Source organism: Undibacterium sp. YM2 (assembly GCF_009937975.1).
Taxonomy (GTDB): domain Bacteria; phylum Pseudomonadota; class Gammaproteobacteria; order Burkholderiales; family Burkholderiaceae_D; genus Undibacterium.
Map to the genome: position 1 here is coordinate 4,064,005 of NZ_AP018441.1, position 23,650 is coordinate 4,087,654.

The 23,650-nt window shown below is 51.8% G+C and carries 23 protein-coding genes and 1 riboswitch; of the genes, 13 read left to right on the top strand and 10 right to left on the bottom strand.

Annotated elements, in window-relative coordinates; translation table 11 throughout:
- Positions 1-34 precede the first annotated feature (34 nt).
- Positions 35-1,459 carry a M48 family metallopeptidase gene (locus UNDYM_RS18220; protein ID WP_162042300.1) on the bottom strand — a complete coding sequence of 475 codons (1,425 nt, stop codon included), beginning with the start codon at positions 1,457-1,459 and terminating at the stop codon, positions 35-37.
- A 203-nt stretch (positions 1,460-1,662) separates the two neighbouring features.
- Positions 1,663-1,759: riboswitch (glycine riboswitch) on the top strand.
- 164 nt (positions 1,760-1,923) lie between these two features.
- Here UNDYM_RS18220 and UNDYM_RS18225 point away from each other — a divergent pair.
- The 4 genes from UNDYM_RS18225 (at position 1,924) to UNDYM_RS18240 (ending at position 4,166) form a co-directional block, all read left to right on the top strand.
- Positions 1,924-2,175, top strand: coding sequence for a hypothetical protein (locus UNDYM_RS18225; RefSeq protein WP_162042301.1), 252 nt, complete (start codon positions 1,924-1,926; stop codon positions 2,173-2,175).
- Between the two features lie 201 nt (positions 2,176-2,376).
- A complete protein-coding gene (locus tag UNDYM_RS18230) occupies positions 2,377-3,126 on the top strand; it encodes a hypothetical protein (RefSeq protein ID WP_174244953.1) in 750 nt (249 codons plus the stop codon).
- Positions 3,127-3,170: 44 nt separating this feature from the next.
- Complete coding sequence (locus UNDYM_RS18235; RefSeq protein ID WP_162042302.1) at positions 3,171-3,758, top strand: C39 family peptidase; 588 nt, start codon at positions 3,171-3,173, stop codon at positions 3,756-3,758.
- A gap of 138 nt (positions 3,759-3,896) precedes the next feature.
- Positions 3,897-4,166, top strand: a complete 270-nt coding sequence (locus tag UNDYM_RS18240) for a YkgJ family cysteine cluster protein (protein ID WP_162042303.1) — start codon at positions 3,897-3,899, stop codon at positions 4,164-4,166.
- 126 nt (positions 4,167-4,292) lie between these two features.
- Here the strand turns inward: UNDYM_RS18240 and UNDYM_RS18245 are convergent, their stop codons facing one another.
- Positions 4,293-5,225: a hypothetical protein gene (locus tag UNDYM_RS18245; protein WP_162042304.1), complete on the bottom strand. Its 933-nt coding sequence runs from the start codon at positions 5,223-5,225 to the stop codon at positions 4,293-4,295.
- Between the two features lie 974 nt (positions 5,226-6,199).
- Here UNDYM_RS18245 and UNDYM_RS18250 point away from each other — a divergent pair.
- From UNDYM_RS18250 to UNDYM_RS31415, 3 genes are all read left to right on the top strand, one after another.
- The gene (locus tag UNDYM_RS18250; protein WP_162042305.1) at positions 6,200-7,018 is read left to right on the top strand and encodes an ornithine carbamoyltransferase; all 819 of its coding nucleotides are present in this window, start codon (positions 6,200-6,202) and stop codon (positions 7,016-7,018) included.
- A 347-nt stretch (positions 7,019-7,365) separates the two neighbouring features.
- A complete protein-coding gene (locus tag UNDYM_RS31410; protein WP_174244954.1) occupies positions 7,366-8,070 on the top strand; it encodes an MCP four helix bundle domain-containing protein in 705 nt (234 codons plus the stop codon).
- Positions 7,986-9,089, top strand: a complete 1,104-nt coding sequence (locus tag UNDYM_RS31415) for a methyl-accepting chemotaxis protein (RefSeq protein ID WP_370529346.1) — start codon at positions 7,986-7,988, stop codon at positions 9,087-9,089. Before UNDYM_RS31410 ends, UNDYM_RS31415 begins: the two co-directional genes overlap by 85 nt.
- Positions 9,090-9,182: 93 nt before the next feature.
- Here the strand turns inward: UNDYM_RS31415 and UNDYM_RS18260 are convergent, their stop codons facing one another.
- Complete coding sequence (locus UNDYM_RS18260) at positions 9,183-9,758, bottom strand: hypothetical protein (protein ID WP_162042306.1); 576 nt, start codon at positions 9,756-9,758, stop codon at positions 9,183-9,185.
- 65 nt (positions 9,759-9,823) lie between these two features.
- On the bottom strand, positions 9,824-10,537 hold the full coding sequence (locus UNDYM_RS18265; protein ID WP_162042307.1) for a hypothetical protein: 714 nt from the start codon (positions 10,535-10,537) through the stop codon (positions 9,824-9,826).
- Between the two features lie 253 nt (positions 10,538-10,790).
- Here UNDYM_RS18265 and UNDYM_RS18270 point away from each other — a divergent pair, with 253 nt between their 5' ends.
- Together UNDYM_RS18270 and recQ are read left to right on the top strand one after the other, a co-directional pair.
- Positions 10,791-11,636: an undecaprenyl-diphosphate phosphatase gene (locus UNDYM_RS18270; RefSeq protein ID WP_162042308.1), complete on the top strand. Its 846-nt coding sequence runs from the start codon at positions 10,791-10,793 to the stop codon at positions 11,634-11,636.
- A gap of 51 nt (positions 11,637-11,687) precedes the next feature.
- Positions 11,688-13,541, top strand: a complete 1,854-nt coding sequence (recQ, locus tag UNDYM_RS18275) for a DNA helicase RecQ (protein ID WP_162044693.1) — start codon at positions 11,688-11,690, stop codon at positions 13,539-13,541.
- Between the two features lie 49 nt (positions 13,542-13,590).
- Here recQ and UNDYM_RS18280 read toward each other — a convergent pair whose 3' ends face one another.
- From UNDYM_RS18280 to UNDYM_RS18305, 6 genes are all read right to left on the bottom strand, one after another.
- Positions 13,591-14,136, bottom strand: coding sequence for a hypothetical protein (locus UNDYM_RS18280; protein ID WP_162042309.1), 546 nt, complete (start codon positions 14,134-14,136; stop codon positions 13,591-13,593).
- Positions 14,137-14,178: 42 nt separating this feature from the next.
- Positions 14,179-14,583: a hypothetical protein gene (locus tag UNDYM_RS18285; RefSeq protein ID WP_162042310.1), complete on the bottom strand. Its 405-nt coding sequence runs from the start codon at positions 14,581-14,583 to the stop codon at positions 14,179-14,181.
- 224 nt (positions 14,584-14,807) lie between these two features.
- Positions 14,808-15,068 carry a hypothetical protein gene (locus tag UNDYM_RS18290; protein ID WP_162042311.1) on the bottom strand — a complete coding sequence of 87 codons (261 nt, stop codon included), beginning with the start codon at positions 15,066-15,068 and terminating at the stop codon, positions 14,808-14,810.
- A 43-nt stretch (positions 15,069-15,111) separates the two neighbouring features.
- Positions 15,112-15,609, bottom strand: coding sequence for a hypothetical protein (locus UNDYM_RS18295; RefSeq protein WP_162042312.1), 498 nt, complete (start codon positions 15,607-15,609; stop codon positions 15,112-15,114).
- A gap of 117 nt (positions 15,610-15,726) precedes the next feature.
- The gene (locus UNDYM_RS18300) at positions 15,727-15,909 is read right to left on the bottom strand and encodes a hypothetical protein (RefSeq protein ID WP_162042313.1); all 183 of its coding nucleotides are present in this window, start codon (positions 15,907-15,909) and stop codon (positions 15,727-15,729) included.
- A gap of 53 nt (positions 15,910-15,962) precedes the next feature.
- On the bottom strand, positions 15,963-16,286 hold the full coding sequence (locus tag UNDYM_RS18305) for a plasmid stabilization protein (RefSeq protein WP_162042314.1): 324 nt from the start codon (positions 16,284-16,286) through the stop codon (positions 15,963-15,965).
- A 213-nt stretch (positions 16,287-16,499) separates the two neighbouring features.
- Between UNDYM_RS18305 and UNDYM_RS18310 the strand changes: the two genes are divergently transcribed.
- The 4 genes from UNDYM_RS18310 (at position 16,500) to UNDYM_RS18325 (ending at position 23,560) form a co-directional block, all read left to right on the top strand.
- Positions 16,500-17,192, top strand: coding sequence for a YafY family protein (locus tag UNDYM_RS18310; RefSeq protein ID WP_162042315.1), 693 nt, complete (start codon positions 16,500-16,502; stop codon positions 17,190-17,192).
- 122 nt (positions 17,193-17,314) lie between these two features.
- Positions 17,315-18,373, top strand: coding sequence for a LacI family DNA-binding transcriptional regulator (locus UNDYM_RS18315; RefSeq protein ID WP_232063540.1), 1,059 nt, complete (start codon positions 17,315-17,317; stop codon positions 18,371-18,373).
- Positions 18,374-19,044: 671 nt separating this feature from the next.
- Entirely contained in the window at positions 19,045-21,357 is a 2,313-nt protein-coding gene (locus tag UNDYM_RS18320; protein ID WP_162042316.1) for a TonB-dependent siderophore receptor, read from the top strand.
- Between the two features lie 250 nt (positions 21,358-21,607).
- Positions 21,608-23,560 carry an alpha-amylase family glycosyl hydrolase gene (locus UNDYM_RS18325; protein WP_162042317.1) on the top strand — a complete coding sequence of 651 codons (1,953 nt, stop codon included), beginning with the start codon at positions 21,608-21,610 and terminating at the stop codon, positions 23,558-23,560.
- Positions 23,561-23,650: the final 90 nt, after the last annotated feature.

The following is a 23,650-nucleotide window of genomic DNA, read 5'->3' on the forward strand; positions in this document are numbered from 1 at the left end:
GCCCACTCACCCAGGCCAGAAGAACACAAAGCCCCTACTCTCCATTCTTGAACCGCCTCACAGCCTCATCCCGCCTGGCGATGAGCTTGTCCCCCTTGGCCTGCATGCCCAGCGCGAAGTATGACTGCGCCAGGGCTTCGAGAGTGTAGATATCCCATTCATTGCCATTTGCCATGCTCTTTTCCAACAGGGCGATGGCTTGCTTGTGGTTGTTCTTTTTGGCGTACAGCAGGGCCAGTTCATTGACCAGTAACTGATATGGCTGGCTGTTGAGGCCGCGCTCAAACCAGGTGCGGGCACCTTCCTGGTCTTCGCGATAAATGGCGATGCCGCGGTAATAGCAAAGACGTGATTTCAAATCATCGACCAGTATTTCATCGCCGGTGGTTTTTCTGATGTTGCCGATGAAGGTCTCCATCTCAGAAAAAGAACCGCCCCACTGCGGCAACAATTTGCTCAGGTAGGCATATACCGGTGAATACAGGGTGGGGTCATTTTGCAGGGCGATTTTCAGCAATGCATCATCACCGTCTTTGATACTGAGTGCCCTGTTACTGGTGATCAACTCACCTGCACAGATACTGCATGATTTTATTTTTTCATTGGCTTTCGTCAGATCGACTCTTGCCAGGCTGGATAATTGATGAAACTCAGCAAACTGTTTTTTGCTGGTCTCAGCAGCCAGTTTATCACCGCGGGCATCCCATGCCTGCTGTTGCAAGAACATGCCACGTGCGAGAGAAGCATAGCCATACGTGCTGGATTTTAGCCAGGTATCAAACTGCTTTTGAAAGTCTTTGTCCAGACGCGACAAAGTAGCAAAGCGTTTATACAGGGTATTTGATTTAAGCCTGCCAGCCTTGTTTTGTGCAAAAGCACTATCGAGTGCAATGTCCAGCTTTTTGAATTCGCCGCGCCATAACATGCCCACCAGGATGTTTTGTTCATGTTCTTCATCGGCATAATTGCTGCCCAGTTTTTGCAGTTCAGGATTTTCTGCTGAGCTTTTTAACCATACTGCCTGATGTAATTCAGTATTCCCGGCATCGCGGAAAGACTGGTGCCAGATTTCTTGAAAGCCCTCTTGCGCCATGCTGTTCTTACGGGCGACATACCATACTGTGGTCATGCCCCAGTATGAATAGAATCTCTCCATATCCCTGGGAAAAGGATGGAAGTAGGCTTTATAGCTGAGCAAGTCCTTGTCATTTTTTTGCCCGACGACCTTATAGGGCATGAAGCGGCTTTCCACCATTTTTTGCAGCAGTTGCGTCAGCGCAGAATCAGACAGCCATGCGCTCTCCTTCACTTTTTCATTCGCCGCAATTGGTGTAGCCGGTTTGGTTTGTGCCTGAACCTGCGTAGCAGCAGAACTCAATACCATGGCGCAGGCAAGGCCAAGTTTGCTCAAGGTTGAAACTTCTTTTAGACGGGACTTGCTGGATAAATGATCAGGCATGGATGACAACTCAGATTTTTGTATACCTATCATAGCCCGACAGACCGGCAAACGCCAAGCGTGCTTGCGCATGTGGGATGCAAATCACAGATTCAATCAAAACAAAAAAATAATCCTATTGACATCAAAAATGATTTGCAAATGGATAATGTGTGCACTATGCTCATTTCTACAACTTGCACAACAGGTTGAGCACAGCACACCAAACAATATCGGGAGAGACTGCCAAATAAAGATTGTGGCAGCGCCGAAGGAGCAACCGCCCCGGAAACTCTCAGGCAAAAGGACCGTTATTGTTTTCAAACTCTGAAGAGCGGCTGGATTGCGTCACCCAGCACACCGAAGGAGCAAGCATTGCCGCCTTACCCATGGCAGCAGGCGAAATCTCTCAGGTCCAGGACAGAGGGGGTATCCGTTGCGTAACAGCGCACGGACATCCCTTTGACGTCTGGAGTCTGCTTACCATGAAATTCATCCATTTGAACGGTGACACTGTCACCGCGATGGCGGCCGCCTGCGCGCTGTCCATCTATAAAACCGGGTTTTACACTGATTGCAAAACCGAGTTCAAAAACATGAACGACGCTCAACAAACAGCCCGCCTTGATGGCCCTTGCTACAAAGATGATCTCAGTATCACCTCAATCACTACAATCACCACCAGCCTTCTGCACTCGCACGATATGCGACCGCAGTGCAGCCACATCCACTGTTGACGCTGAACAGCGCAATTTCTTTTTCATAAAAATTCTGGTTATAGAGTTCTGAAGCGCTCTATAAGCGGATCCCCTATTCCCGTTTGCGCGGGAATGCTGTCCGGCATGCTCAGCCATGCCATGTTTCAAGCCGCCCGGTCCGCTTGAGTGGGCGAGCTATTGTCTCAAGCAAGTCTAAAACCAACCAAGGAGTAATTCATCATGCATTTTCACCCTGTTTCAAGACTCAAAAAATCCACCCTGGCTGCTTTGATTGTCAGCATCAGTTGCGCTGTCGCCAGCCCTGCATTACTGGCACAAAATGTCGCCAGCGATATTGGCGGAACAAGCGATCAGGCACGCCTGGTCAGCGCTGCTGCACAACGCGATTTTGCCGAGTTTGTGCAATTCAATGTGCAGCGTCGCGGCGGTACCCTGCCATCTGAATTCCCGCTCGAAGTCAATGATGTGCAAGACCTCAAGGACGCCAAGATAGGCTATGGTTTTCCAGTCTATAGCGTGCCGCCACAAGATGTCATGACAGGTCGCGGTGATTTGCGCAGCATGGCAAAAGCGACCGGCGAATGGCGCTTTGTGATCACCCTCAATGACACACCGATAGGCCTGGCAACCCTGCGGCAAAACAATGGGCGCTGGGGCGTCACTTCGTATGGTGGCGCAGTGCTGGCCAAGGATGTCGATGCAGCAATTGCGGCGCATGGCAACAGCACACGCTCCAACCTGCGCTTTATCCGCGTGTATCAGGCCATGTCGGATTTTCTGGAAGTAGTCTCACCTGCCGATGCTCGTGCCCGCTTTGCGCCCTTGCAAGCCGCCCGCCAGAATTTGCTGCTGCAACAGCGCAGTGAAAAACTCGGCACACAAGCCGGCAACCATGGTTTGCTCGAGCAAAGCGACATCCTTGAACCTTTGCGCGTCAGCGTCAAGCGCAATATCGACAGCTTTCGCTAAGCCAGAATCCAGTTGAATATACCTACAATAAATACGGAGATATCATGAAAAAAAATCTGTTAAAGCTCATACTCGTCTTGGGAGCAATGCTGGGCATAACCAGCGCTTACGCGCAATACCGTGCATTGAATGTACCGCTGGTCACGCAAGAACACAGCCAGTGGTGCTGGGCAGGCAGCAGCAAGGCCTTGCTGAGTTTTTATAATCAAAATCCCAGCCAGTGCCAGATCGTGAACTGGGCTTATGGCCTGAACTACGCCTGCGGCAATACCAACTTTAACTGGAACAGCAACGCCAATCAGCCCAACTCCATGTATGGCAGTGGTGGCAGCGTGCAAAACATTCTGGCACATTGGGGTGTGCCAAATACAGCCTATAACTATGCATCGTCATGGAATACGGTGGTCAACGACATCAATGCCAACCGCCCTTTCGTCATCCGCTATGGCTGGACCAATGGCGGCGGCCACATCATGGTCGGTACTGGCTATGAAGTGTATAACGGCACCAACTATATCTACATCATGAATCCATGGCCAGGTGAAGGCAAAACCTACCGGACGTATGGTTCTGCCGTGTCCGACTATGATCATCAGTGGACGCATACGCAGCGCATGAATATCAGTGGGTGATCACCCATGATCTTGTTGTAATGTAGCTTATGTAACAGGCAGGCGGGAGCTCGTGCATTCACCACCTCCGGCCTGCTGATCCCATGGAGTACAACTTTCTGCTGGTGTGTCATGAGACGCATACTTTACAATGCGCGCATGAGTACTTCTTTTTCCTGCCGCCCCCATTGCGCCGCCTGCTGCATAGCACCATCCATCACCAGCCCCATACCTGGCATGCCGGATGGCAAACCCGCGGGCGTGCCCTGCATACAACTGGATGAAAATCTGGCTTGCAAGATTTTTGGCCTGGCCAGCCGCCCTGCAGTTTGTTCAGGCTTACGGGCGTCGGTGGAAATGTGTGGGGATAAGCGGGAAACCGCAATGCTGTGGCTGACCCGGCTCGAAGAGGCAACTCAGCCATCCTGAAAATGCCGCTTGAGAAATCAACATACCAGGCAGAGTAAGTAAAATGCCGGTAGCGCTTACGCACTACCGGCATCCTAGCTTAGCTATGTACAACTATACAGCTACAATGCAGCTAGCATACAGCATTTATTTCGCCCAGTGAATCATGCCACGCAGTGCTGGCACATTACCTTCGCAATGTTGTTCAAAACGCAGGTCTATGGATGTCAATTCACCCAGAGCATAACTGACATTATCGACGACAAACCAGCCTGTCAGTTTGTTGCAACCACGGCCATTGCCTGACCAGTCCATACCACCGCGCACTGGATTATGGAACGGGTAGCGCTGCAGGTCTGCGTAGTAGCCAGGTTTCAATTGCGACAATGAGTTCATGCCGACAAAATTACCCCACCAGCCGCCTGCACCGATACGCCATGCTGCGGTCAGGTTGGATATTGAAGTGAAACTGGTCGTAGCTGGTGTCAACAATTGCGTGCGGCCACCACCTATGTAGTCACCACTGTCGCTGACGAGATAGATAAAGTTACCTGCTGGTGGTACGAAGGAGTCAGCAGGTTTCCACAGGTTGGCCGGTACAGGAATTTGCGGTCCTGGCGGTGTCGTTGTGTCATTCGCTACCCAGTGCAACTGGCCACGCAAAGGAACAGTGCTGCCATCACAATACTGTTCAAAACGCAGATCCACTGCTGTCAGGGTGGCGCCACTGTAACTGATCTTGTCTACTGCAAACCAGCCATTCAGATTATTACAACCACGCCCGTCTCCAGACCAGTCCAGGCCACCCAGAACAGGGTTATTGAAAGGATAGCGCGACAAGCCGGGATAGTAACCAACAGCCAGCTGCGACATGTCTTTCATGCCCTTGAAACTGCCAGTCCAGTTCTGGTCACCAGTGACGTTCACACCCAGAAAGCCAGTTTGAGTATTGAGCTTCAGGCTGGCATTGGATTGGGTATAGGTGTAGGTTTTACCAGCACCGACGTAATCACCGGGACGGCTTTCCAGGTACATGTAGTTGCCGGTAGCAGGCACTGCACCGACAGCTGCTTGCCACAAATTGGCGGGTATGGTTTGTGGCCCCCCGTCTGGCCGCCGGTATCTGACTTGTTCCAGTGTATCTGACCATGCAAGGCAGGCGCCCCGCCTTCGCAATGCTGCTCAAAACGCAAATCCAGTGCACTGATGGCAGTACCAGTGAGCTCGACCTTATCGATGATGACCCAGCCCTTGATCTGGTTGCAGCCGCGTCCCTCGCCACTCCATTCAACGCCACCGACGGCAGGATCAGCAAAAGGAGTACGGGTCAGATTCTGGAAATAGCCGGCTTGCAGACTGCCCGCAGCAGATGGCAGCAGGAAGCCGCCATTCCAGCTCTGGTTACCCTGCACAGCAGCATTAATTTTCAAACCATTATTGGTTGCTGTGATGACTGAATCTGCATTGGTATATAACAATGTACGGCCTGAGCCGATATAGTCACCATTATCACTTTGGAGATAAATATAGTTGCCCGTAGCTGGCGTAGCACCAGAAGGAGCAGACCAGGCACCGTCAGGGATAGGGTATTGCAGCGCTGGCGCTACCTGCACCAATGCCTGACCGGCACTGCCACCGCTGGCGATGGCAGTATTCGCGCCCGTATTGGTCGTCCCCGCACTATTGCTGCTGCCACCACCGCAGGCAGCCAGCAAGGCCGATAACAGGGCCGTGGCAAGCCCGCGTTTTAACTGTAGAGATGTCATATTAAAAAGGAAATAAATTTCCAGAGTGGGAAAGCTATATTATACTTCTAGCATGATATTTATGCAATATTAACAATGTGATATACAATTTTTGCATCTCAATAAGCTCTAAATAAGCTCTCAATCACCTCGCAACAAGCTTGCATTTCATCATTGGTATCAAGACAAATTGATATCAGGACAAGACCGGGCAGATGTTTATATTTGCAATCAAATTCATCAACCAGCATGACAACACCTGTATGCTGGCAATGTCATCCTGCTCATTGCCAAGCCTGGCTAATTTTTATGAATCTCATCCAGATCACCGACCTGTCCGCCAACGATATTGCCAGCATCTGGGAACTGGCAGAACGCCAGGACATGCATATCCAGGGGCGGGTCGCCTGGTCTTTTGAAGGCAATGGCATACGCACCCGCACCAGCTTCATACAGGCTTTCCAGGAACTGGGCTTGCGATTTGTTGAATTGCCCAATTTGCTGAAGACAGCAGAGAGAACCGCAGACCTGGCCGCCTATCTTGATGACTTTTACGACATCTATGTCATACGCGAACGCAACCATGAGCGCCTGGCGGAATTTGCCAGCAATAGCTACCGCCCTGTCGTCAATGCACTGTCCAGCCAGGGGCACCCATGCGAGGTATTGGCGGATGCTTATTATGTAAATCAGGCAATTGCACCGATACAGCAGGCAAGAATATGCCTGTGGGGCCCGCCCACCAATGTCATGCGGTCCTGGCATGAGCTGGCGGTGGTCATGGGCTTTCAGGTCACGCAGCTGTGTGAGGCTGCCTTTCATGAAGCAAAACCAAGCGTCAACTATGCCTCAACGATTGAATCCAGCTTTGATATTGTCATCACCGATGGCTGGCCTGAGAGCTATGCAAATGCAGACTGGTCATTGACTACCGGGCATCTTGAACAAATGGGAATGCCGCATTTGTTGCCAACGCCACCATTTTCCATAGGCAGGGAAATCGCCTTTGACCCGGTCAGCTATGCTGGCTTTACTGGCTACCGGCAAAAGAACCTGCTCCTGCCAGTACAAAAAGCCATATTGTTCTATTTACTAAATCATAAAAAGTCATCATCCAAACTGTCTTGACATCACTTTTAGATATTTCTCAACCTGATGTGGCAAAACCCTCATAACAGTATGGATTTTTGTAAATTTTCACCTAAAATATATGTTACAAATCTTGGCGATACGCTGGACTAGCATGTCATCAGACTTGTGAGCGTATAAGATTTGGCTATAGCATAAGCAACAATTTTTATAGAAATTTGCATTAAAGTCATACAAACTTCATACAATCAGCTTGCTACTTCAAAGTATAATTGCTATATGGAAATTATATTTCCAATCTTCATGATGCAGGCCATTAAGCAAACTGTACCTCAGTACACAGGTCTGCATTTTCAATTTGTCTTACGACAACAAATAGAAAATCTATGACCTCTCTGTTCAAACACCTCTCGGTGGGTAAGCGCTTAGGCTTTGGCTTTGTCCTTATCCTCTCCCTGTTCTTCGTGACTACGCTGGTTGCCATCATCAAACTCAATACCGTTGCGGCGGCGGCAGACAATTTATTGAAAGACCCGCTGGCAACTGAGCGCATGATCAGTGACTGGTACCGCAATATTCACACAGGCGTTCGCCGCACGACAGCGATTGCGAAGAGCAGCGATCCCTCGCTGGCAACCTTCTTTGCCGCTGACCAGGAGGAATCAACCAGAACTTCTGGCATTTTGCAAAAAGAAATCGCTGAGCACATGAAGAGCCCTGATGAAGTCGCCCTCTTCAAGGAAATCGGCGTACAACGCCAGGCCTATATCAGTGCCCGTAATAAAGTGGTAGAACTTAAAAAAGACGGCAAGATCGATGAAGCCAATACGGCACTGGATAAAGAATTCATTCCGGCATCGGTCATTTATGTCAAAAAAATAGAAGAAATGCTGGCCATGCAGCGCAAGCAGATTGATGATACCTCTGCTGAAATCCAGCAGACGTATCAAACCAGCCGCATTCTCTTGATTGTACTGTCGGTGATTGCAGCATTGTTGTCAGTGCTGTGCGCCTGGCTGATGACAATCTCGATTACCCGCCCCTGGCCAGGGCAACGGCAGTTGCCGAGAAAATGGCCCAGGGTGATCTGAGTGAGACCATAGAGATCAAACTGAATGACGAAATCGGCAAGATGATGCATGCCATCAATGGCATCAACACCGGCCTCAGCAGTGTTATTGGTGACGTGCGTCATGGTACCGAGACCATCAATGTGGCAGCGGCTGAAATTGCCTCTGGCAATGCGGATCTGTCATCCCGCACGGAATCGCAAGCCAGCTCGCTGGAAGAAACCGCCTCGTCCATGGAAGAGCTGACCTCTACGGTCAGGCAAAATGCCGACAATGCACGTCAGGCCAATCAACTGGTGATCTCGGCATCAAGCGTTGCCGTCAAGGGTGGCGAAGTGGTCGGCCAGGTGGTGGAGACCATGGGCTCGATCAAGGAGAGCTCGCGCAAGATTGTCGATATTATCTCCGTCATTGATGGCATCGCCTTTCAGACCAATATCCTGGCCCTGAACGCTGCGGTTGAAGCAGCCCGTGCCGGTGAGCAGGGCCGTGGTTTTGCGGTAGTGGCGACTGAAGTGCGTAACCTGGCGCAACGCAGCGCATCTGCTGCCAAAGAAATCAAGCACCTCATTGATGACTCGGTGGGCAAGGTCGAACATGGCAGCAAGCTGGTTGATACTGCTGGCCAGACCATGACAGACATCGTCTCCAGCGTCCAGCACGTTGCCGACATCATGAGTGAAATCACCGCTGCCAGCCAGGAACAAAGTGCCGGTATCGAACAAGTGAACCTGGCCGTTACCCAGATGGATGAAATGACCCAGCAAAACGCTGCACTGGTTGAGGAAGCAGCAGCAGCAGCAGAGAGCATGCGCGAGCAGTCAAGCAAATTGTCTGAGCTGGTGTCCCAGTTCCAGATCATGGCGCAGGCACAAAAACCCGCAGCACAAACTGGCCGCCCTGTGGCGTCCCCACGCCCGCCAGTGATTGCCAGGGCCGCTGACAAGTCAGGTAACGCGGCAAATGCCGCCAGAGCACAAATCCGTCAGATACCGCAAAGAAAAGCAAAGACAGTTGAGCAGGATTGGGAAGAGTTTTAATTACAGAATATCCAGACCAGCAAATTAGCTGGTCTGGACTGGAAAATTGAATTTCTTGCTACCCGTTTTTTGCAAATCCCTCTATCCTTGCGATCAAATCTTGATGCGCATGGAGTCCCCACTCAAAAAGAACAGTGAGATGCCGTCATCATTTTGAATGACGCGCACGACTGACTGTTCCAGACTGGCGGCATACAGCTTGCTACCATCCGGGCGGAAGATACCAAACCACATGCGCTGGGTGCTGGTGCGGGAATTAGCCGCCAGCAAAAGGTAGTCGCGCCCGCCTATCTGTACTTCGCTGGCTTGCAGCTCGCCCATGTAAAAAGCAGAGGGTATGCGTTCCAGCATGATGCGCAGGCCATCATGATAGACCTGGATCAGCACGCCATTGTCGGTGCCAGAACGCACAAAATTGAATTCAAACGAGCCCATCCTGGTAGGCGTATTGCGGCGTACGTGCACATGGTCGGCAAAGTCGGCAAAATAATTGTTGCGGTCAGTGCGCATCTTGTTGCTTACTTGCTGGGTAGTTTCGGTTTGCACATCTTTCTCCTTAAATTCAGGGTAATTCCAGGCTTCTGCCCTGACTGCATCGCTGTCCTGTCCAGCCCCGGCAATTCCTCCGCCAACGACAGGTAGCGCAATAAAACAGCCACTCAAATTCATACAATTCATACACAAGCAAACTGACAGGGCAAAACGCATACGTGCTGCCCATGGCTTGCTCTTCATTAATGCTCAGGCCTGATCAGCAAACGCCTTCCAGAACCAGAGGTATCGACGATGGAAATACCATCGGCATGCTCCGTCAATTGCCAGTGCCCGTGAGGCAGACCTATGCGATAGACAGGGTTGCCATCTGCCGCAAATATCGCCAGCCACATGGGCCTGTGTAAAAATCCATTTGCCACGGTCAGCACATAGGTGTCATTCCCGACCTTTAGACTGGCCGCCTCCAGGCGGCGGTAACTTTGCTCGCCGGTAAACACGGGCGATATGCTTTCGCTCACCATGAATCTGCCATTCCTGCTGATCTGCACCTGGTCAAGCAGGCTCGCGCTCATCGAGGCGCTGTCTGCAGGCGTATTGCGCGGCAGGTGCTGCGCTTTGCTATAGGTGACGACAAATTCCTGCAAACGGGCGGGCACAGTGCCATCGACCTGGATGTGGTGAGCAAATTGCGCCAGATGCTGGTTGGCGTCTGGCAAGCGCCAGACATACTGTTGCCGCACCAGCGTGACCTCAACCTGGTTACTGCGGTATTCCGTCAGAACGGTATCCACGCCGCCTTCCATACCTGCTCCAGCCTGAGCGGGCGGTGCTGGCATGGTGGTAGTGCTGCAGGCACTCAGACCAAGAATCAAACTCAACACCACAAGCGCATGCAGGCTGGCAGCGCGGCCATGCTGGCAAAATGCGGTATATAGTTTGGGTTGCAGGGACATGCGATATCAAGCCATCATCATTAAACATGCTGAAGTATCGCGACGCTTCATTTTAGTGACAATGAAATTAGATAAAGTACTAAAATACGGTACTTATAGTGCAGGCTGCTGCCATCTGGCAAATGTTGGAATATGGCCATCCTGCAAATAAATGTAATTGAACACTGGCTGTCGCCAGCAAATTTCCAAGCAGGTGTGGCGGGCGACATGCTAAGCTTCGTCCCGACTAAAACTTCCTTATTTTTGTGTTTTTATGGATCTACTACTCGCCGTCAAAGTCATCATCATGGGTATCGTCGAAGGCTTGACGGAATTCTTGCCCATCTCCTCCACCGGCCACCTGATACTGACGGGCAGTTTGCTGAATTTCACCGGCGAGAAACAAAAAGTATTTGAGATTGTCATACAGGCAGGAGCGATTTTTGCAGTGTGCTGGGAGTACCGTGCCAAGATAGCCAGTGTCGTTGGCGGCCTGGGCAACGATCCCAAAGCCCGCAAGTTTGCGCTGAACCTTATCGTCGCCTTCCTGCCAGCCGCCGTACTGGGCCTGCTGTTCTCCAAAAAAATCAAGGCGGTCCTGTTTGCACCGGTACCGGTTGCCCTGGCCTTCATTATAGGCGGCATCATCATTCTGTTTGTTGAACGCAAGCATGCAGGAACTGACACTCACGACAGCAGCCATGCACGCATACAAACTGTCGATGACATGAGCCTGCTCGATGCCCTCAAAATAGGCCTGGCACAATCGCTGGCCCTGATCCCCGGTACCAGCCGTTCTGGTGCGACGATCATAGGCGGCATGCTGTTTGGCCTGTCGCGCAAGGCAGCCACTGAATTCTCATTCTTCCTGGCGATCCCTACACTGCTGGGCGCCACCGTGTATTCGCTGTACAAAGCACGTGAAGACTTGTCGATGACAGATTTACCCATGTTCAGCCTGGGCACGGTTGCCGCCTTTATCTCGGCGTTCTTTTGCGTACGCTGGTTGCTGCGTTATATCAGCTCGCATAATTTCAATGTGTTTGCCTGGTATCGTATTGCCTTTGGTATCATGATCCTGATTACCGCCTACACTGGCGTGATTACCTGGGCAGACTGATTGGTGATAACTGAAGTGACAACAGAGGTAAGTACCGCAGTGACGACAGCAGTGACCGCGGGCTATACGCATACAAATACCGGCAGCAATACGGTAGATCAGGCCCTGCACGTATTGCAGACTGTCTTTGGCTACCCGGCCTTCCGCTCCCAGCAAGGGCAAATCGTCGAGCATGTCGTCAATGGCGGCGATGCCCTGGTGCTGATGCCCACGGGCGGCGGCAAGTCTCTGTGCTACCAGATACCGGCCCTGTTGCGCAGTGGTGTAGGCATCGTCGTGTCCCCCCTGATCGCCCTCATGCAAGACCAGGTTGATGCCCTGGCCGAGGTAGGTGTACGGGCCGCTTTTTTGAACTCTACCCAGAGCTTTGATGAAATCCTCGCAGTAGAAAAGAAAATGCGCGAAGGCGATATCGACCTCGTGTATATCGCACCGGAACGCCTGCTGACCCAGCGCTGCCTTGAGTTGCTGCAAGTCGTCAACATTGCCCTGTTTGCGATTGATGAGGCGCACTGCGTCTCGCAATGGGGCCACGATTTCCGCCCGGAATACATCAAGCTGTCGGCTTTGCATGAACGCTTCCCGAATGTGCCGCGCATTGCCCTGACAGCCACGGCTGACCAGCAAACCCGCGATGAAATCATCCATCGCCTGCAACTCGAAAACGCGATGCAGTTCGTGTCGTCTTTTGACCGCCCGAATATCCGCTACCAGATCGTCGAAAAAGCCAATGGCCGCAAGCAACTGCTGGACTTCATCATGGCCCAGCACAGCGGTGATGCTGGCATCGTGTATTGCCTGTCCCGCAAAAAGGTTGAAGAAACATCTGAGTTCCTGAACGAAAATGGCATCACCTCCCTGCCCTATCATGCGGGTATGGAGCTGGCTGACCGCAGCCGCAACCAGGCGCGCTTCCTGCGTGAAGATGGTATCGTCATGTGCGCCACCATTGCCTTTGGCATGGGCATAGACAAACCCGATGTGCGTTTTGTCGCCCATCTGGATTTACCAAAAAGCATAGAAGGCTATTACCAGGAAACTGGCCGTGCTGGCCGCGATGGTGCCAGCGCCAATGCCTGGATGGCCTATGGCTTGCAGGACGTTGTACAGCAGCGCCGCATGATCGACGAGTCAGAAGCCAATGAGACTTACAAGCGCGTGCAAAGCGTCAAGCTCGAAGCCATGCTGGCCCTGTGCGAAACCCTGAATTGCCGCCGTACCCACATACTGGAATATTTCGGCCAGGCCGCCCAGCCCTGCGGCAATTGCGATACCTGCATCAGCCCGCCCAGTTCATTTGACGGCAGTGTGGCTGCGCAAAAAATACTGTCCACCATTTACCGTGTAGACCAGCGTTTTGCCGCCGGCCATGTCATCGACATCCTGCGCGGCATTGATACCGAGCGTGTGCAGCAATGGCGGCATGAAAAACTCTCTACTTACGGCATAGGTTCCGACAAGAGCGAAGCTGAATGGCGCGCCTTGTTACGCCAGTTGATCGCCCTCGGCCTGGTTGCCGTCGATTATGAAAACTATAGCTCGCTAAAACTGACCGAAGCATCCCGCGCCGTACTACGCGGCGAAATCAAGGTCCAGTTGCGCCAGTACAAAAAAGCTGAAAAAGCCGTCAAACACAAACGCCAGTCCGCCAAGGATTTTGCTGAGTCTGACCTCGACAGCGCGGCACAGACCGTCTTTGACAAACTGCGCTGGTGGCGCGTAGAAACCGCACGCACCCACAACGTACCAGCCTACGTCATCTTCCCCGACGCCACCCTGCGCGAAATCGCCCGCCAGCAACCCGCCACCCTGCCTGCTTTGCGGGCGATATCCGGTGTCGGTGACAAGAAGCTGGAAAGTTACGGTAAAGAGATTATTGAGTTGATAGAAGAGCTGCGCGCTTGATACCCCTCGCGCTATTGGACGCAGCTATTCGCTCTTGCGAGGCTCTCGTCTAAGCCTCAACCCTCCCCACACGAATACCATGCAACAACGCAGTATCGTGAACTTGCTTTGCCAGCTCGACATCGTCAATCACTAGCGTGGATTTGCTTTGATTGTTTGCAAACAAGTGCCTGGAAGTGTCGGTTACTTTCTCCAGCACGCTCAAACCTTCTTTCCGACAATTTGCGGTAATAATTCTTGCCTGCCTTGCCTCGAATCTCCCAAGGGAATAAGTCTGGCTTCCGCGCAGACGGGCAACGACTTGGGCAAGTGGAAGAGAATTAAATTCATGCAAGGTACGCCTTACCGCCATTATTTCCAAGTTTGATGGCCCAGTGAGGTCAAATTTTAGCGATAAATCGACATATTCTTGATAGACATAGATCAATTCCCAGCCAGGTTGAGAGCCGTCCCAGAGATATTGATATTGACGAACGTCTTGCGTACTCATGTTTTTTATATTGATGTTGATTTTGGTTTGATCGCCTTGAGGCGGACTTAGACCACATTCCTGGTAAGTGATTGCGAGCAGTTCATCGCTCCTGCTGATATCCATGCATTTCCGGCCCAGCGGGCGATTACGTGCCGTTAATGACCACTACACGGGACAGGTATTGACTGCACTCCTCAACCAAAAACATTCCCCCACGTCTGGTAATTCACGAATGACAAAGCCGCGTCTTTCCAGTACACGGCGTAATTTCAGGTTGGGCCTGGCGCAATGTACGGCGTGCACACGCCACTCCAGAAACTGCAAACCTTCGCGTTGTGCATAGCGCTTGGCCAGTGATGCCAGGGCGGGTAAGGCACCTTCGCCGCCACCATCGACGTGCGCCAATTCTAAAATGAGGGTGTCGCCAGACACGCAAAAGCGGCCCAGCATGTTAGCTGAGCCGGCCTTGAAGACCAGAGCTTCGTCACTGAATATGATGGATTGCATCAGTTCAGCAGGAAGGTTCAGGATTTCGTCGGTGGTGTAGCCTTCCAGCAGTATGTTTGACATGGATTTGATGGATGATCAATATTGATTAAAGATCATAACAAAATTCAGCCAGCCGGGGTCCCGGTGATGTGCTGCTGATATTCGCACAGTGTGGATTTGGCTTGACCAGTTATGGCTGGACAGGTATGGGCATGGGAGCCTTCAGTACTCCCAAAGGAGAAGCTGTCATGCCGACGAGGCCCTGTTTTGCGCTGGCGGCGCGCATAATGGAAAAATGACTGAACTTATTCGAGTGAAGCGAGTATCGCATCTATCTTCATTTTGGCATCGCGGATGACGGCAAGTTTAGCGTCGGTTTCACTTTTGGCCTTGAATGGCCCGCTAAATTGTTGGGCGATTTCCAGGCCCTGTGCGCCAAACTTCTGTACTTCACCGCTGGCAAACCAATGTCCGTCTTTACGTGGAGATGCGATGACAAAAATATCGTAATTTTTGTAATGCATGGTCGGTGTTCGTTCTATCCTGGTCTCTACCCTGCTGCTCATGTTTTCTCCTGAAAACTGATCCTGCTGTCTTTCAATACTCGCTTCAATACTCAACCACCGCCATCAATCTGACACCCCGGTGCGCTGCACCGCGCAGGCGTATTGCGGCTTTTTCATTGAAACGATATTCCAGCCACAGATGATCATTCCCGCTTTGTGAATAGCCCAGACCGAAGCGTGACAAGCTACCTGGTTTTTCCTGTCTGGAAGCGGGATTGGCAGACTGGGCATAATATTCTTTAGTCACGCGCGTATACAAATCAGGCCCGTTGGCAGACTGCGTTTTTTCAGACCGACCCGCAAGCTGCGCTTTGCTGACAGCCGGGACAGGTGGCCCGTTCAACTCTGCCTGTGTGCTGGTATCTGCCCTCGCACCTGGCTCAACCGGCTCTTGTGCCACGTTTACGGCCTGGGGTGTCGCCAAACCCGGGGGCGGTTCGGCAGCATCAGCGCTGGCAGCAGAATTGCTTTCACTGGCGCAGCTATATTGCGCATACATCAACAGACTGCATGTGACGAGAACCAGGTAATGAGCGCTCATGATCATCTCTTGGCAAAAATGGAATTCATTACAGTCATGAGCAATACACCATACAAAACAAGCTGTGAAATGCGCATGATCTTCCCCCTTGTTAAACTTGCTCAGCCTGTCGATTGCTTAGTCCGCCACCAGGTTCAAATGCCCTGGCAATTTCGAAAACGAACGCCCATGCGGCATATTTATCCTGATGTGGGCATATTCCCATTCAACCTCATTGGCTTCTGCCGCGGCTTTTGCGGTTCTCAAGGCAATGAGCAGCCATTGTTGAGCGGGTGCCTTGTTAATAGCGATGATGATCATGATCCAGCCTCATGCAAAATATTTATATAATATTTATATCTTTTTTGCCTGTACTACCGCCCGCCATGCTTGCCTGCATCCAGAGCCTGTTCAAGTTCTGCCTTGTTCATGCCAGAACGTCCACGGATATTTTTCCTGCGTGCTTCTTCATACAACTGCGCATAACTGCGGCCCAAAGGGCCACTGTGAGAACCTGGCCCGCTACGTCTTCTTGCCACTTTCTCAAGCCTTGCACTTGTTAAGTCCTGTCTGTTCTTGTTAACGGAGTCAGAAGCAATTTCTGTAGTGAAACTTAGCTGGTGGACACTTTTATTCACCTTTTCTTTTAACTGCCCGAACTGACGCAATCTTTTTGCACTCCAGATAGTGTGCGGCATGCTCACTCCTTTTTTTTATCATTTGACTTACAGGTCCTGCATCCCTGAGCTTTATGGTAGTCACCCATCGCAAGGAACAACATCAGACCAGGATGAAAGTCGCGTAAGACTACGCTGACGTCTTTGTCATGCCGTCAACAAAAGCACAGGGTAAAATCGCACAAATGATCAAAGGGAAAATTGCCATGCCTGTAAACCCAAGTGAGTATCCACATGTCGCGCACTGAGCGCTTGCTGCAACTGATGCAAATCCTGCGCAGACATCGTTATCCCGTCAGCGGTACTGCCTTGTCGCAGGAACTGGGTATCAGTCTGCGCAGCCTGTACCGCGATATCGCCACCCTGCAAAACCAGGGAGCGAAAATTGCTGGCGAAGCTGGCATAGGCTATGTCTTGCAGCCGGGTTTTACCCTGCCACCCTTGATGTTCACTGAAGAAGAAATCGCCGCCATTGCCCTTGGCTCAAAATGGGTGGCCCAGCAGGCGGACCATAAACTGGCATTGGCTGCGCGTGATGCCCTGGCAAAAATCGCCTCGGTCTTGCCGGCTGAAGCCAGGCTGGAACTGGAACACAGTGGCTTGCTGATCGGCCCCGGCTGCAAGAGCGACGGCAACGATGAGCAGTTACGCGAGATACGCCTGGCCATACGCAAGCAACACAAACTAGTGCTTGAATACCGGGATGAAACCGGCAAGGTCAGCGAACGCATCATCTGGCCCTGCGCCCTGTCCTTCTTTGATAATTTGCGCATCATCGTCGCCTGGTGTGAATTACGCAATGATTTCCGACACTTCCGCACTGACCGCATACAGGCCTTGCAGGTGGCAGATCAAACCTACCCGCGCTCGCGCCAGGCCTTGTTGAAAGAATGGCGTGAGCAACAGGGGATCAGGGCTGAGCGCTAAAACAGCCGGGCTGTGCAAAGCAGGTTCCACGCAAGACTGCATATTTGCCGCTAATGCTGATTTCGGTTTTATAATGGGCTTGAGAAGAGCTCAGTACATACACCCAAATTAAGAACAAGAAGATGAAAACCAAGACGGACCTTACAACAGACACAATCAAGTCCGCCAGCAAAGAACAGCGCCGTTTGCAGATGGCTGATATTGCCAGGCTGGCGGGTGTTTCCACCTCGACGGTGTCACGCGCCCTGAGTGGCAGCGCGCTGGTCAATGACGAAACCCGTCAACGCATTGCCGAACTGGCACGCTCGCTCAAATATTCCATCAATATCGATGCCCGTAATTTGCGCCTCAAGCAGACACGCACGATTGCCGTGGTCGTGCCCTTTGATTCTGAAACCCGCCAGCATTTGTCTGACCCTTTCTTCCTCGGTATCTTGGGCAGTCTCGCCGATGCATTGACAGACCGTGGTTTTGACATGTTGTTGTCACGCATAGATGCAGAACATCTCGATAATGCCGCGCAGATTTTTGATACTGGCCGGGTGCTGGGTGTGATCCTGATAGGCCAGTGGCGACATCATGACCAGTTGAACCAGTTAGCGGCGCGCCATGTGCCCATCGTGGTATGGGGCGCGCAATTGCCGCAGCAATTGTACGTGACCGTCGGTAGTGACAATGTCACTGGCGGGCAAAAAGCCACTGAGCACCTGTTGCAAAGCGGGCGCAAACGCATTGCCTTTTTTGGGGATACGCAATTGCCTGAAGTGGCGCAACGCTACGAGGGTTATTGCAAGGCGCTGGCGCAACATGGCATTGCCCTTGATGAAAAACTGGTCGTGCCCGCCTCATTCATAGAAGAAGGCGGCAAGCTGGCAGTGGCAGAACTGTGCAGCCGCAAAATCAGTTTCGATGCCCTGTTTGCCTGCAGTGATTTGCTGGCCATGACCAGCATCAACAGCCTGCGTGAGAAAAATTACCGTGTGCCGGATGACGTGGCCGTGGTTGGCTATGACGACATAGAACTGGCGCGCTATTTTCACCCGCCCTTGACGACGGTGCGTCAGCCCATGGCACAGGCAGGCCTGGCGCTGGTCGATGCCTTGTTATCCCTGATAGAAGATGGCAATAGCGAGGCAAGATTATTACCTACAGAACTGATGGTCAGGGCGAGCAGTGTTTGACTGCAACGCCAGACACATCCTGCGGAAGAGGACAAGCATGGATTATTTGCATTACGGACAATTTATGCAACCGATTGCAATAAATTTCAAAAATTCGAAGTATTCCTACAAAAAACTCAAAGACCCTTCTCCTGATTTTCATTGTGCATCGCAGCATATATAAGCTCACCCAGTCTTTTTGTTGCTTGCAAAACACATGCGATGACGGCCATTTTCTTTACGCCTAAGAAGATAAAAATACGATGGGTTGCTGACCAGATTTCATAGGACGCAATCCTTTGCGTCAACATCCACCCTACTCATCTTCGTGCACACCTGAAATTTACCCAAAAGAAATATTGCACCACTTTATTGCGCCGCATCTTTGCAATCGATTGCAATAAAATTCGGTTTACCAGATAATTCTCTTCACCTGCACTACAAAAGATCTTCAACAGCGTTTGCCCAGGCAAACCAGGGATCGCAAAAAAAAGCGCCATAGAGTACGACAGTTGATGTCAAATCAAGCTGAATGTCCAAAGAGCGCGGCGAAAATTGTTGGAGGTCTTTTGTGACTGACACGGCATCACCGCTACCAGCGTGATGCCTGTGCTCAGGCAACAAGGTAAGAGACATGCATGCACAGACCTGTTCTGTGCGGCTTTATAAAAATGATGACAGCGGAGACAGCAATGAAATCATCACACATCAAAATGACGCGCATGGCCAGCGTCATTTCCCTGGCCTTACTGCACATGAACGGTGCTTGGGCACAAGACAACACAGCGGCACAGGATAAAGATAAAAACTCACTAAACCTGAATTCAGTCATCGTGACGGGTACACCCACAGGCACTTCCAAAATGAAGGCCAGCGTGTCCATCAGTACTATCGATGCTGACCAGATCGCCCAGTCCGCGCCGACCAATGCGGCAGAAATCTTGCGCTCCATCCCTGGTGTGCGGGCAGAGTCCTCAGGTGGTGAAGGCAATGCCAACCTGACTGTGCGCGGCGTACCTATTTCTGCCGGTGGTGCGCGTTATGTACAGTTCCAGGAAGATGGCTTGCCGCTGCTGCAATTTGGCGATATCGCCTTCGTCACACCAGACATGTATTTGCGCGCCGATGGCAGCCTTTCGCATCTGGAAGTAGTACGCGGTGGCACGGCATCAACCATGGCCACCAATTCACCAGGCGGCATCATCAACTTCATCAGCAAGACTGGGAAGGAAAAAGGCGGCAGCATAGGCATCACCAAAGGCGTGGATTTTAGCCAGACCCGCTTTGATTTTGACTATGGCGCAGCCCTGTCTGACAAGACCCGCGCCTTTATCGCAGGTTATTACCGTAGTGGAGACAGCTCACGCCCTGCTGGCATGACAGCAGAAGAAGGCGGCCAACTGCGTGCCAATATCACGCATGAACTGGATAATGGCTACCTGCGCCTGAGTTTCAAGCATCTGGATGACAAGACACCGATGAATATGCCAGTGCCAGTCAGGACGGTGAATGGCAATATCTCTGAACTGCCCGGCATAGACCCGCGCACCGCCAGTTTTTATTCCCCCTACTGGACACGCGATATTGTTCTCGATAAAAACAATAACAAGATCGCGACGAATGTGAATGATGGCCTGCATGTCGTCAACAATGCCTTTGGCGCAGAAGCATCCTTGAAGCTGGGCGGTGGCTGGACCCTGGATGAAAAATTCCGCAAGTCGAATAACACTGGCCGCTTTATTTCCATATTCCCGGCTGATGCAGGCGTGACCGGCGCCGCAGCAACGAACATGACTTATGCTACCGGCCCCAATGCAGGCAAGGCATATACAGGCGCAGCATTTACGGCGACCGTATTCAATACTTCGATTGATGACCTGGGCAGTACCGTCAATGACATGAAATTGTCCAAAGTATTTGATACGTCCGGTGGCAAGTTCGCCACCACGGTGGGCTGGTATTCATCCCTGCAAAACCTGGGCGTGACCTGGAACTTCAACCAATACCTGATGCAAGCCAGCGGTGACCAACCTGCCCTGTTGAATTCGAACGGCACGATTGCAGGTACCCCCGGTTTGCTGGCGCAAGGCACGGATGTATTTGGCGGCTGCTGCAACCGCAATATCGATGCACAGTACAAGACCAATGCGATGTATGCCAATCTTGGTTGGGAAAGTGGCAACTGGAACCTCGATGGCAGCCTGCGCTACGACAAGCAGGATGCCAGCGGTACCTTCAACCAGGCAGTCAATCAAAATTATCGTGCGGCCAATACCAAATTTATCAACTATGGCGTGAACCATACGTCTTACTCTTTCGGTGCCAATTATCGTGTCACCAAAGACATCGCCGTGTTTGCCCGCGTCAGCGAAGGCATCGCCTTCAATGCCGACCGCATCATGTTTGGCAACCCACTTGATGGCAGCACACCGATCAGTACCAATATCGTCAAACAGACCGAGGCAGGCGTGAAATGGAAAGCAGGCAGCTTCAGCAGCTTTGTGACCCTGTTCCAGGCCAAGACAGAAGAATCGAATTTTGAAGCAACGACACAAAAATTCACAGCAAATAACTACGATGCCAAGGGCGTGGAAATCGAAGCCAGCTATCGCTACGACGCCTTCCGCGTTACTGGCGGCCTGACTTACACCAATGCCAGCATCACGGCAGCGAATGACAAGTCAGTGGTCGGCAAAACCCCACGCCGTCAGGCCAGCTACACCTACCAGATCGCCCCCACCTATACCATGGGTGAAGCCGTCTTCGGTGCCAGCCTGATAGGCACGGGCAAATCTTACGGTGACGACGCCAACACCCTGATCCTGCCCGCCTTCCACGTCATCAACGCCTTCGTCAACTACAACATCAACGACAAAGTCCAGGTCTCCCTGAGCGTCAACAACCTGACGAACAACATAGGCTACACCGAAGTAGAAGGCGATGGACACGCAGCAAGATCCATCAATGGACGCAGTATTAAAGCGTCATTGAAATATAGCTTCTAGAACTTCGCTATATGTAAAGTGGCCTTGCATAAGCGTAGCGAGCGACGCTAGTTTGGGTTAAGAAGCGCAGTCGTACTTAAGTACGACGACGAGCTTGCAAAAACAGCAGGCCCAAAATCGCGCCGCGCAGTAGCTTAGGCAAGGCCACAAGTAGGAACCAGTCCCTGGTAGCACTTAAGGCTCCCCTACACCCCCAACATGTGGGGGAGCCATTTTTAATGACCCGTTTTTCTAAGGCACTACCTGCACCATGTCTGCCGCAACGAACACAACACCTTTCCTCACAGCCCTACTCAGCAAGCTGGCACCGGGCACGCACGCGCGCACAGAGGTCAGGCTGGCAAAGCATCTCCCCGATTTATACCAAACACTGCAGACACTGTATGGCAATCAATTCAGCAATGAACAAGCGTATGCCACATGGCTGACAGAACTCTTGCAAGTCGCAGGCGAAGCCATCGCAGCACGCCCCCTGTCCCTGCAAGTTCTGGATGATGCCAGAAGCACCGACAAAGACTGGTTCACCAAAGAAAACATGCTTGGCTATTGCTGCTATGCCGACCGTTTTGCCGGTGACTTGCGCGGCGTGCAAAAGCGTATCCCGCATTTGCAGGAACTGGGCGTAACTTACCTGCACCTGTTGCCCTTTTTAAAAGCCCGCGCTGGTGAAAACGATGGCGGTTTTGCCGTAGCCGATTTTGATGCGATAGAACCGCATCTTGGCAATATGGCAGACCTGGAAGAACTCAGTACTGCCCTGCGTGCAGCAGGTATCAGCCTGTGTTCTGACTTTATCCTCAACCATGTGGCAGATGATCACCCCTGGGCTGTCGCGGCAAAACAAGGTGACCCACACTACCGCGATTATTTTTATCATTATCCTGATCGCACAATTCCAGATAATTTTGAAAAGCATCTTGGTCAGGTCTTCCCGCAAGTTGCCCCTGGCAATTTCAGCTTTGTACCTGAACTGCAAGAATGGGTATGGACCACCTTCTACCCTTATCAATGGGATTTGAATTACAGTAATCCAAACGTCTTTGCCGATATGGCAGCAGCCCTATTGCGCCTCGCTAACCGTGGGGTAGAAGCTTTTCGTCTCGATTCCACCGCCTTCTTGTGGAAGCGCGCTGGCACAAAATGCATGAACCAGCCAGAAGCCCACCAGATTTTGCAAGCCTTGCGCAGTCTGGTAGAAATTGCTGCCCCAGGTGTTTTACTGAAAGCGGAAGCCATCGTTGAGACGGCAGAATTACCCGCCTACCTTGGTAACAACGACGGTACAAATTCAAAGCAGGAATGCCACCTCGCCTACCACAGCAGCCTGATGGCAGCCTCCTGGGTCGCGCTGGCAGAACAAGACACAAGCCTGATGCGCCATGTATTTGCAGGCACGCCAGCGCAGCCAGAGCAAAGCAGTTGGCTGACTTATGTCCGCTGCCATGACGACATAGGCTGGAATGTGCTGCGGCCAGAAGCAAGCCTGGAGACAGAAGATGTACAGCAAAGGCTGGCCAGGGTATCCCGCTTCTATAGTGGCGAGGGCAGCTATGCGCGCGGCGCCAGTTTCCAGGCCAATGACCCGGCAGCAGTGCATGGCACGGTAGGCATGGCGGCGGCGTTAACCGGTTTTTCCAGCGCACACACAGCAACAGAAAAGCATCTGGCCAGGCAACGTCTGCTACTCTTGTATGGGCTGAGTTTTTGTTTTGGCGGTATGCCGCTGATTTATATGGGCGATGAGCTGGCACAGACAAATGATGAAGCATACAGGCAGGTACCCGCACAGGCTGCAGACAGCCGCTGGTTGCACAGGCCGGTCTGGGATGAAGAATTATATGCCCAGCGCCATTCCGGTTCGCATGAAGCGGGTACGGTATTCAATGCGCTTTGTCACTTGTTGCAGCAGCGTAGGCAATTGCCGCAACTTGCTGCGCAGGAAGCACAACAACTGTTGAAAGCAAACAATCCTGCCGTGCTGGCTTTTTTGCGCGGCAGCGTGGATGATCCTTTGCTGTTTTTAGGGAATTTTTCAGAGCATAGTATCAGGCTGGATTTGGTGGAACTGCTGGTGGGCTATGATATTCCTGGGCAAGGCTGGGTTGATCAGTTGAGCAAGCTTGATGTTGATCTTACCGTGACATTACAAGCATATTCGCAATTGTGGTTGGTAAGGAAACAGGGAAATATGACCAAAAACTAACTCCCTCCCTTTCAAGGGGAGGGCTGGGGTGGGGATGGGGTTCGGCAAAAAATACTTGCCAACTTAATTTAAGAAACCCATCCCCATCCC

Bases quoted from the DNA above. Each gene is read 5' to 3' on its own strand.
- UNDYM_RS18220 (WP_162042300.1), bottom strand. From the start codon at position 1,459: ATGCCTGATCATTTATCCAGCAAGTCCCGTCTAAAAGAAGTTTCAACC.
- UNDYM_RS18225 (WP_162042301.1), top strand. From the start codon at position 1,924: ATGAAATTCATCCATTTGAACGGTGACACTGTCACCGCGATGGCGGCC.
- UNDYM_RS18230 (WP_174244953.1), top strand. From the start codon at position 2,377: ATGCATTTTCACCCTGTTTCAAGACTCAAAAAATCCACCCTGGCTGCT.
- UNDYM_RS18235 (WP_162042302.1), top strand. From the start codon at position 3,171: ATGAAAAAAAATCTGTTAAAGCTCATACTCGTCTTGGGAGCAATGCTG.
- UNDYM_RS18240 (WP_162042303.1), top strand. From the start codon at position 3,897: ATGAGTACTTCTTTTTCCTGCCGCCCCCATTGCGCCGCCTGCTGCATA.
- UNDYM_RS18250 (WP_162042305.1), top strand. From the start codon at position 6,200: ATGAATCTCATCCAGATCACCGACCTGTCCGCCAACGATATTGCCAGC.
- UNDYM_RS31410 (WP_174244954.1), top strand. From the start codon at position 7,366: ATGACCTCTCTGTTCAAACACCTCTCGGTGGGTAAGCGCTTAGGCTTT.
- UNDYM_RS18260 (WP_162042306.1), bottom strand. From the start codon at position 9,758: ATGAATTTGAGTGGCTGTTTTATTGCGCTACCTGTCGTTGGCGGAGGA.
- UNDYM_RS18265 (WP_162042307.1), bottom strand. From the start codon at position 10,537: ATGTCCCTGCAACCCAAACTATATACCGCATTTTGCCAGCATGGCCGC.
- UNDYM_RS18270 (WP_162042308.1), top strand. From the start codon at position 10,791: ATGGATCTACTACTCGCCGTCAAAGTCATCATCATGGGTATCGTCGAA.
- UNDYM_RS18280 (WP_162042309.1), bottom strand. From the start codon at position 14,136: ATGGATATCAGCAGGAGCGATGAACTGCTCGCAATCACTTACCAGGAA.
- UNDYM_RS18285 (WP_162042310.1), bottom strand. From the start codon at position 14,583: ATGTCAAACATACTGCTGGAAGGCTACACCACCGACGAAATCCTGAAC.
- UNDYM_RS18290 (WP_162042311.1), bottom strand. From the start codon at position 15,068: ATGAGCAGCAGGGTAGAGACCAGGATAGAACGAACACCGACCATGCAT.
- UNDYM_RS18295 (WP_162042312.1), bottom strand. From the start codon at position 15,609: ATGAGCGCTCATTACCTGGTTCTCGTCACATGCAGTCTGTTGATGTAT.
- UNDYM_RS18300 (WP_162042313.1), bottom strand. From the start codon at position 15,909: ATGATCATCATCGCTATTAACAAGGCACCCGCTCAACAATGGCTGCTC.
- UNDYM_RS18305 (WP_162042314.1), bottom strand. From the start codon at position 16,286: ATGCCGCACACTATCTGGAGTGCAAAAAGATTGCGTCAGTTCGGGCAG.
- UNDYM_RS18310 (WP_162042315.1), top strand. From the start codon at position 16,500: ATGTCGCGCACTGAGCGCTTGCTGCAACTGATGCAAATCCTGCGCAGA.
- UNDYM_RS18315 (WP_232063540.1), top strand. From the start codon at position 17,315: ATGAAAACCAAGACGGACCTTACAACAGACACAATCAAGTCCGCCAGC.
- UNDYM_RS18320 (WP_162042316.1), top strand. From the start codon at position 19,045: ATGAAATCATCACACATCAAAATGACGCGCATGGCCAGCGTCATTTCC.
- UNDYM_RS18325 (WP_162042317.1), top strand. From the start codon at position 21,608: ATGTCTGCCGCAACGAACACAACACCTTTCCTCACAGCCCTACTCAGC.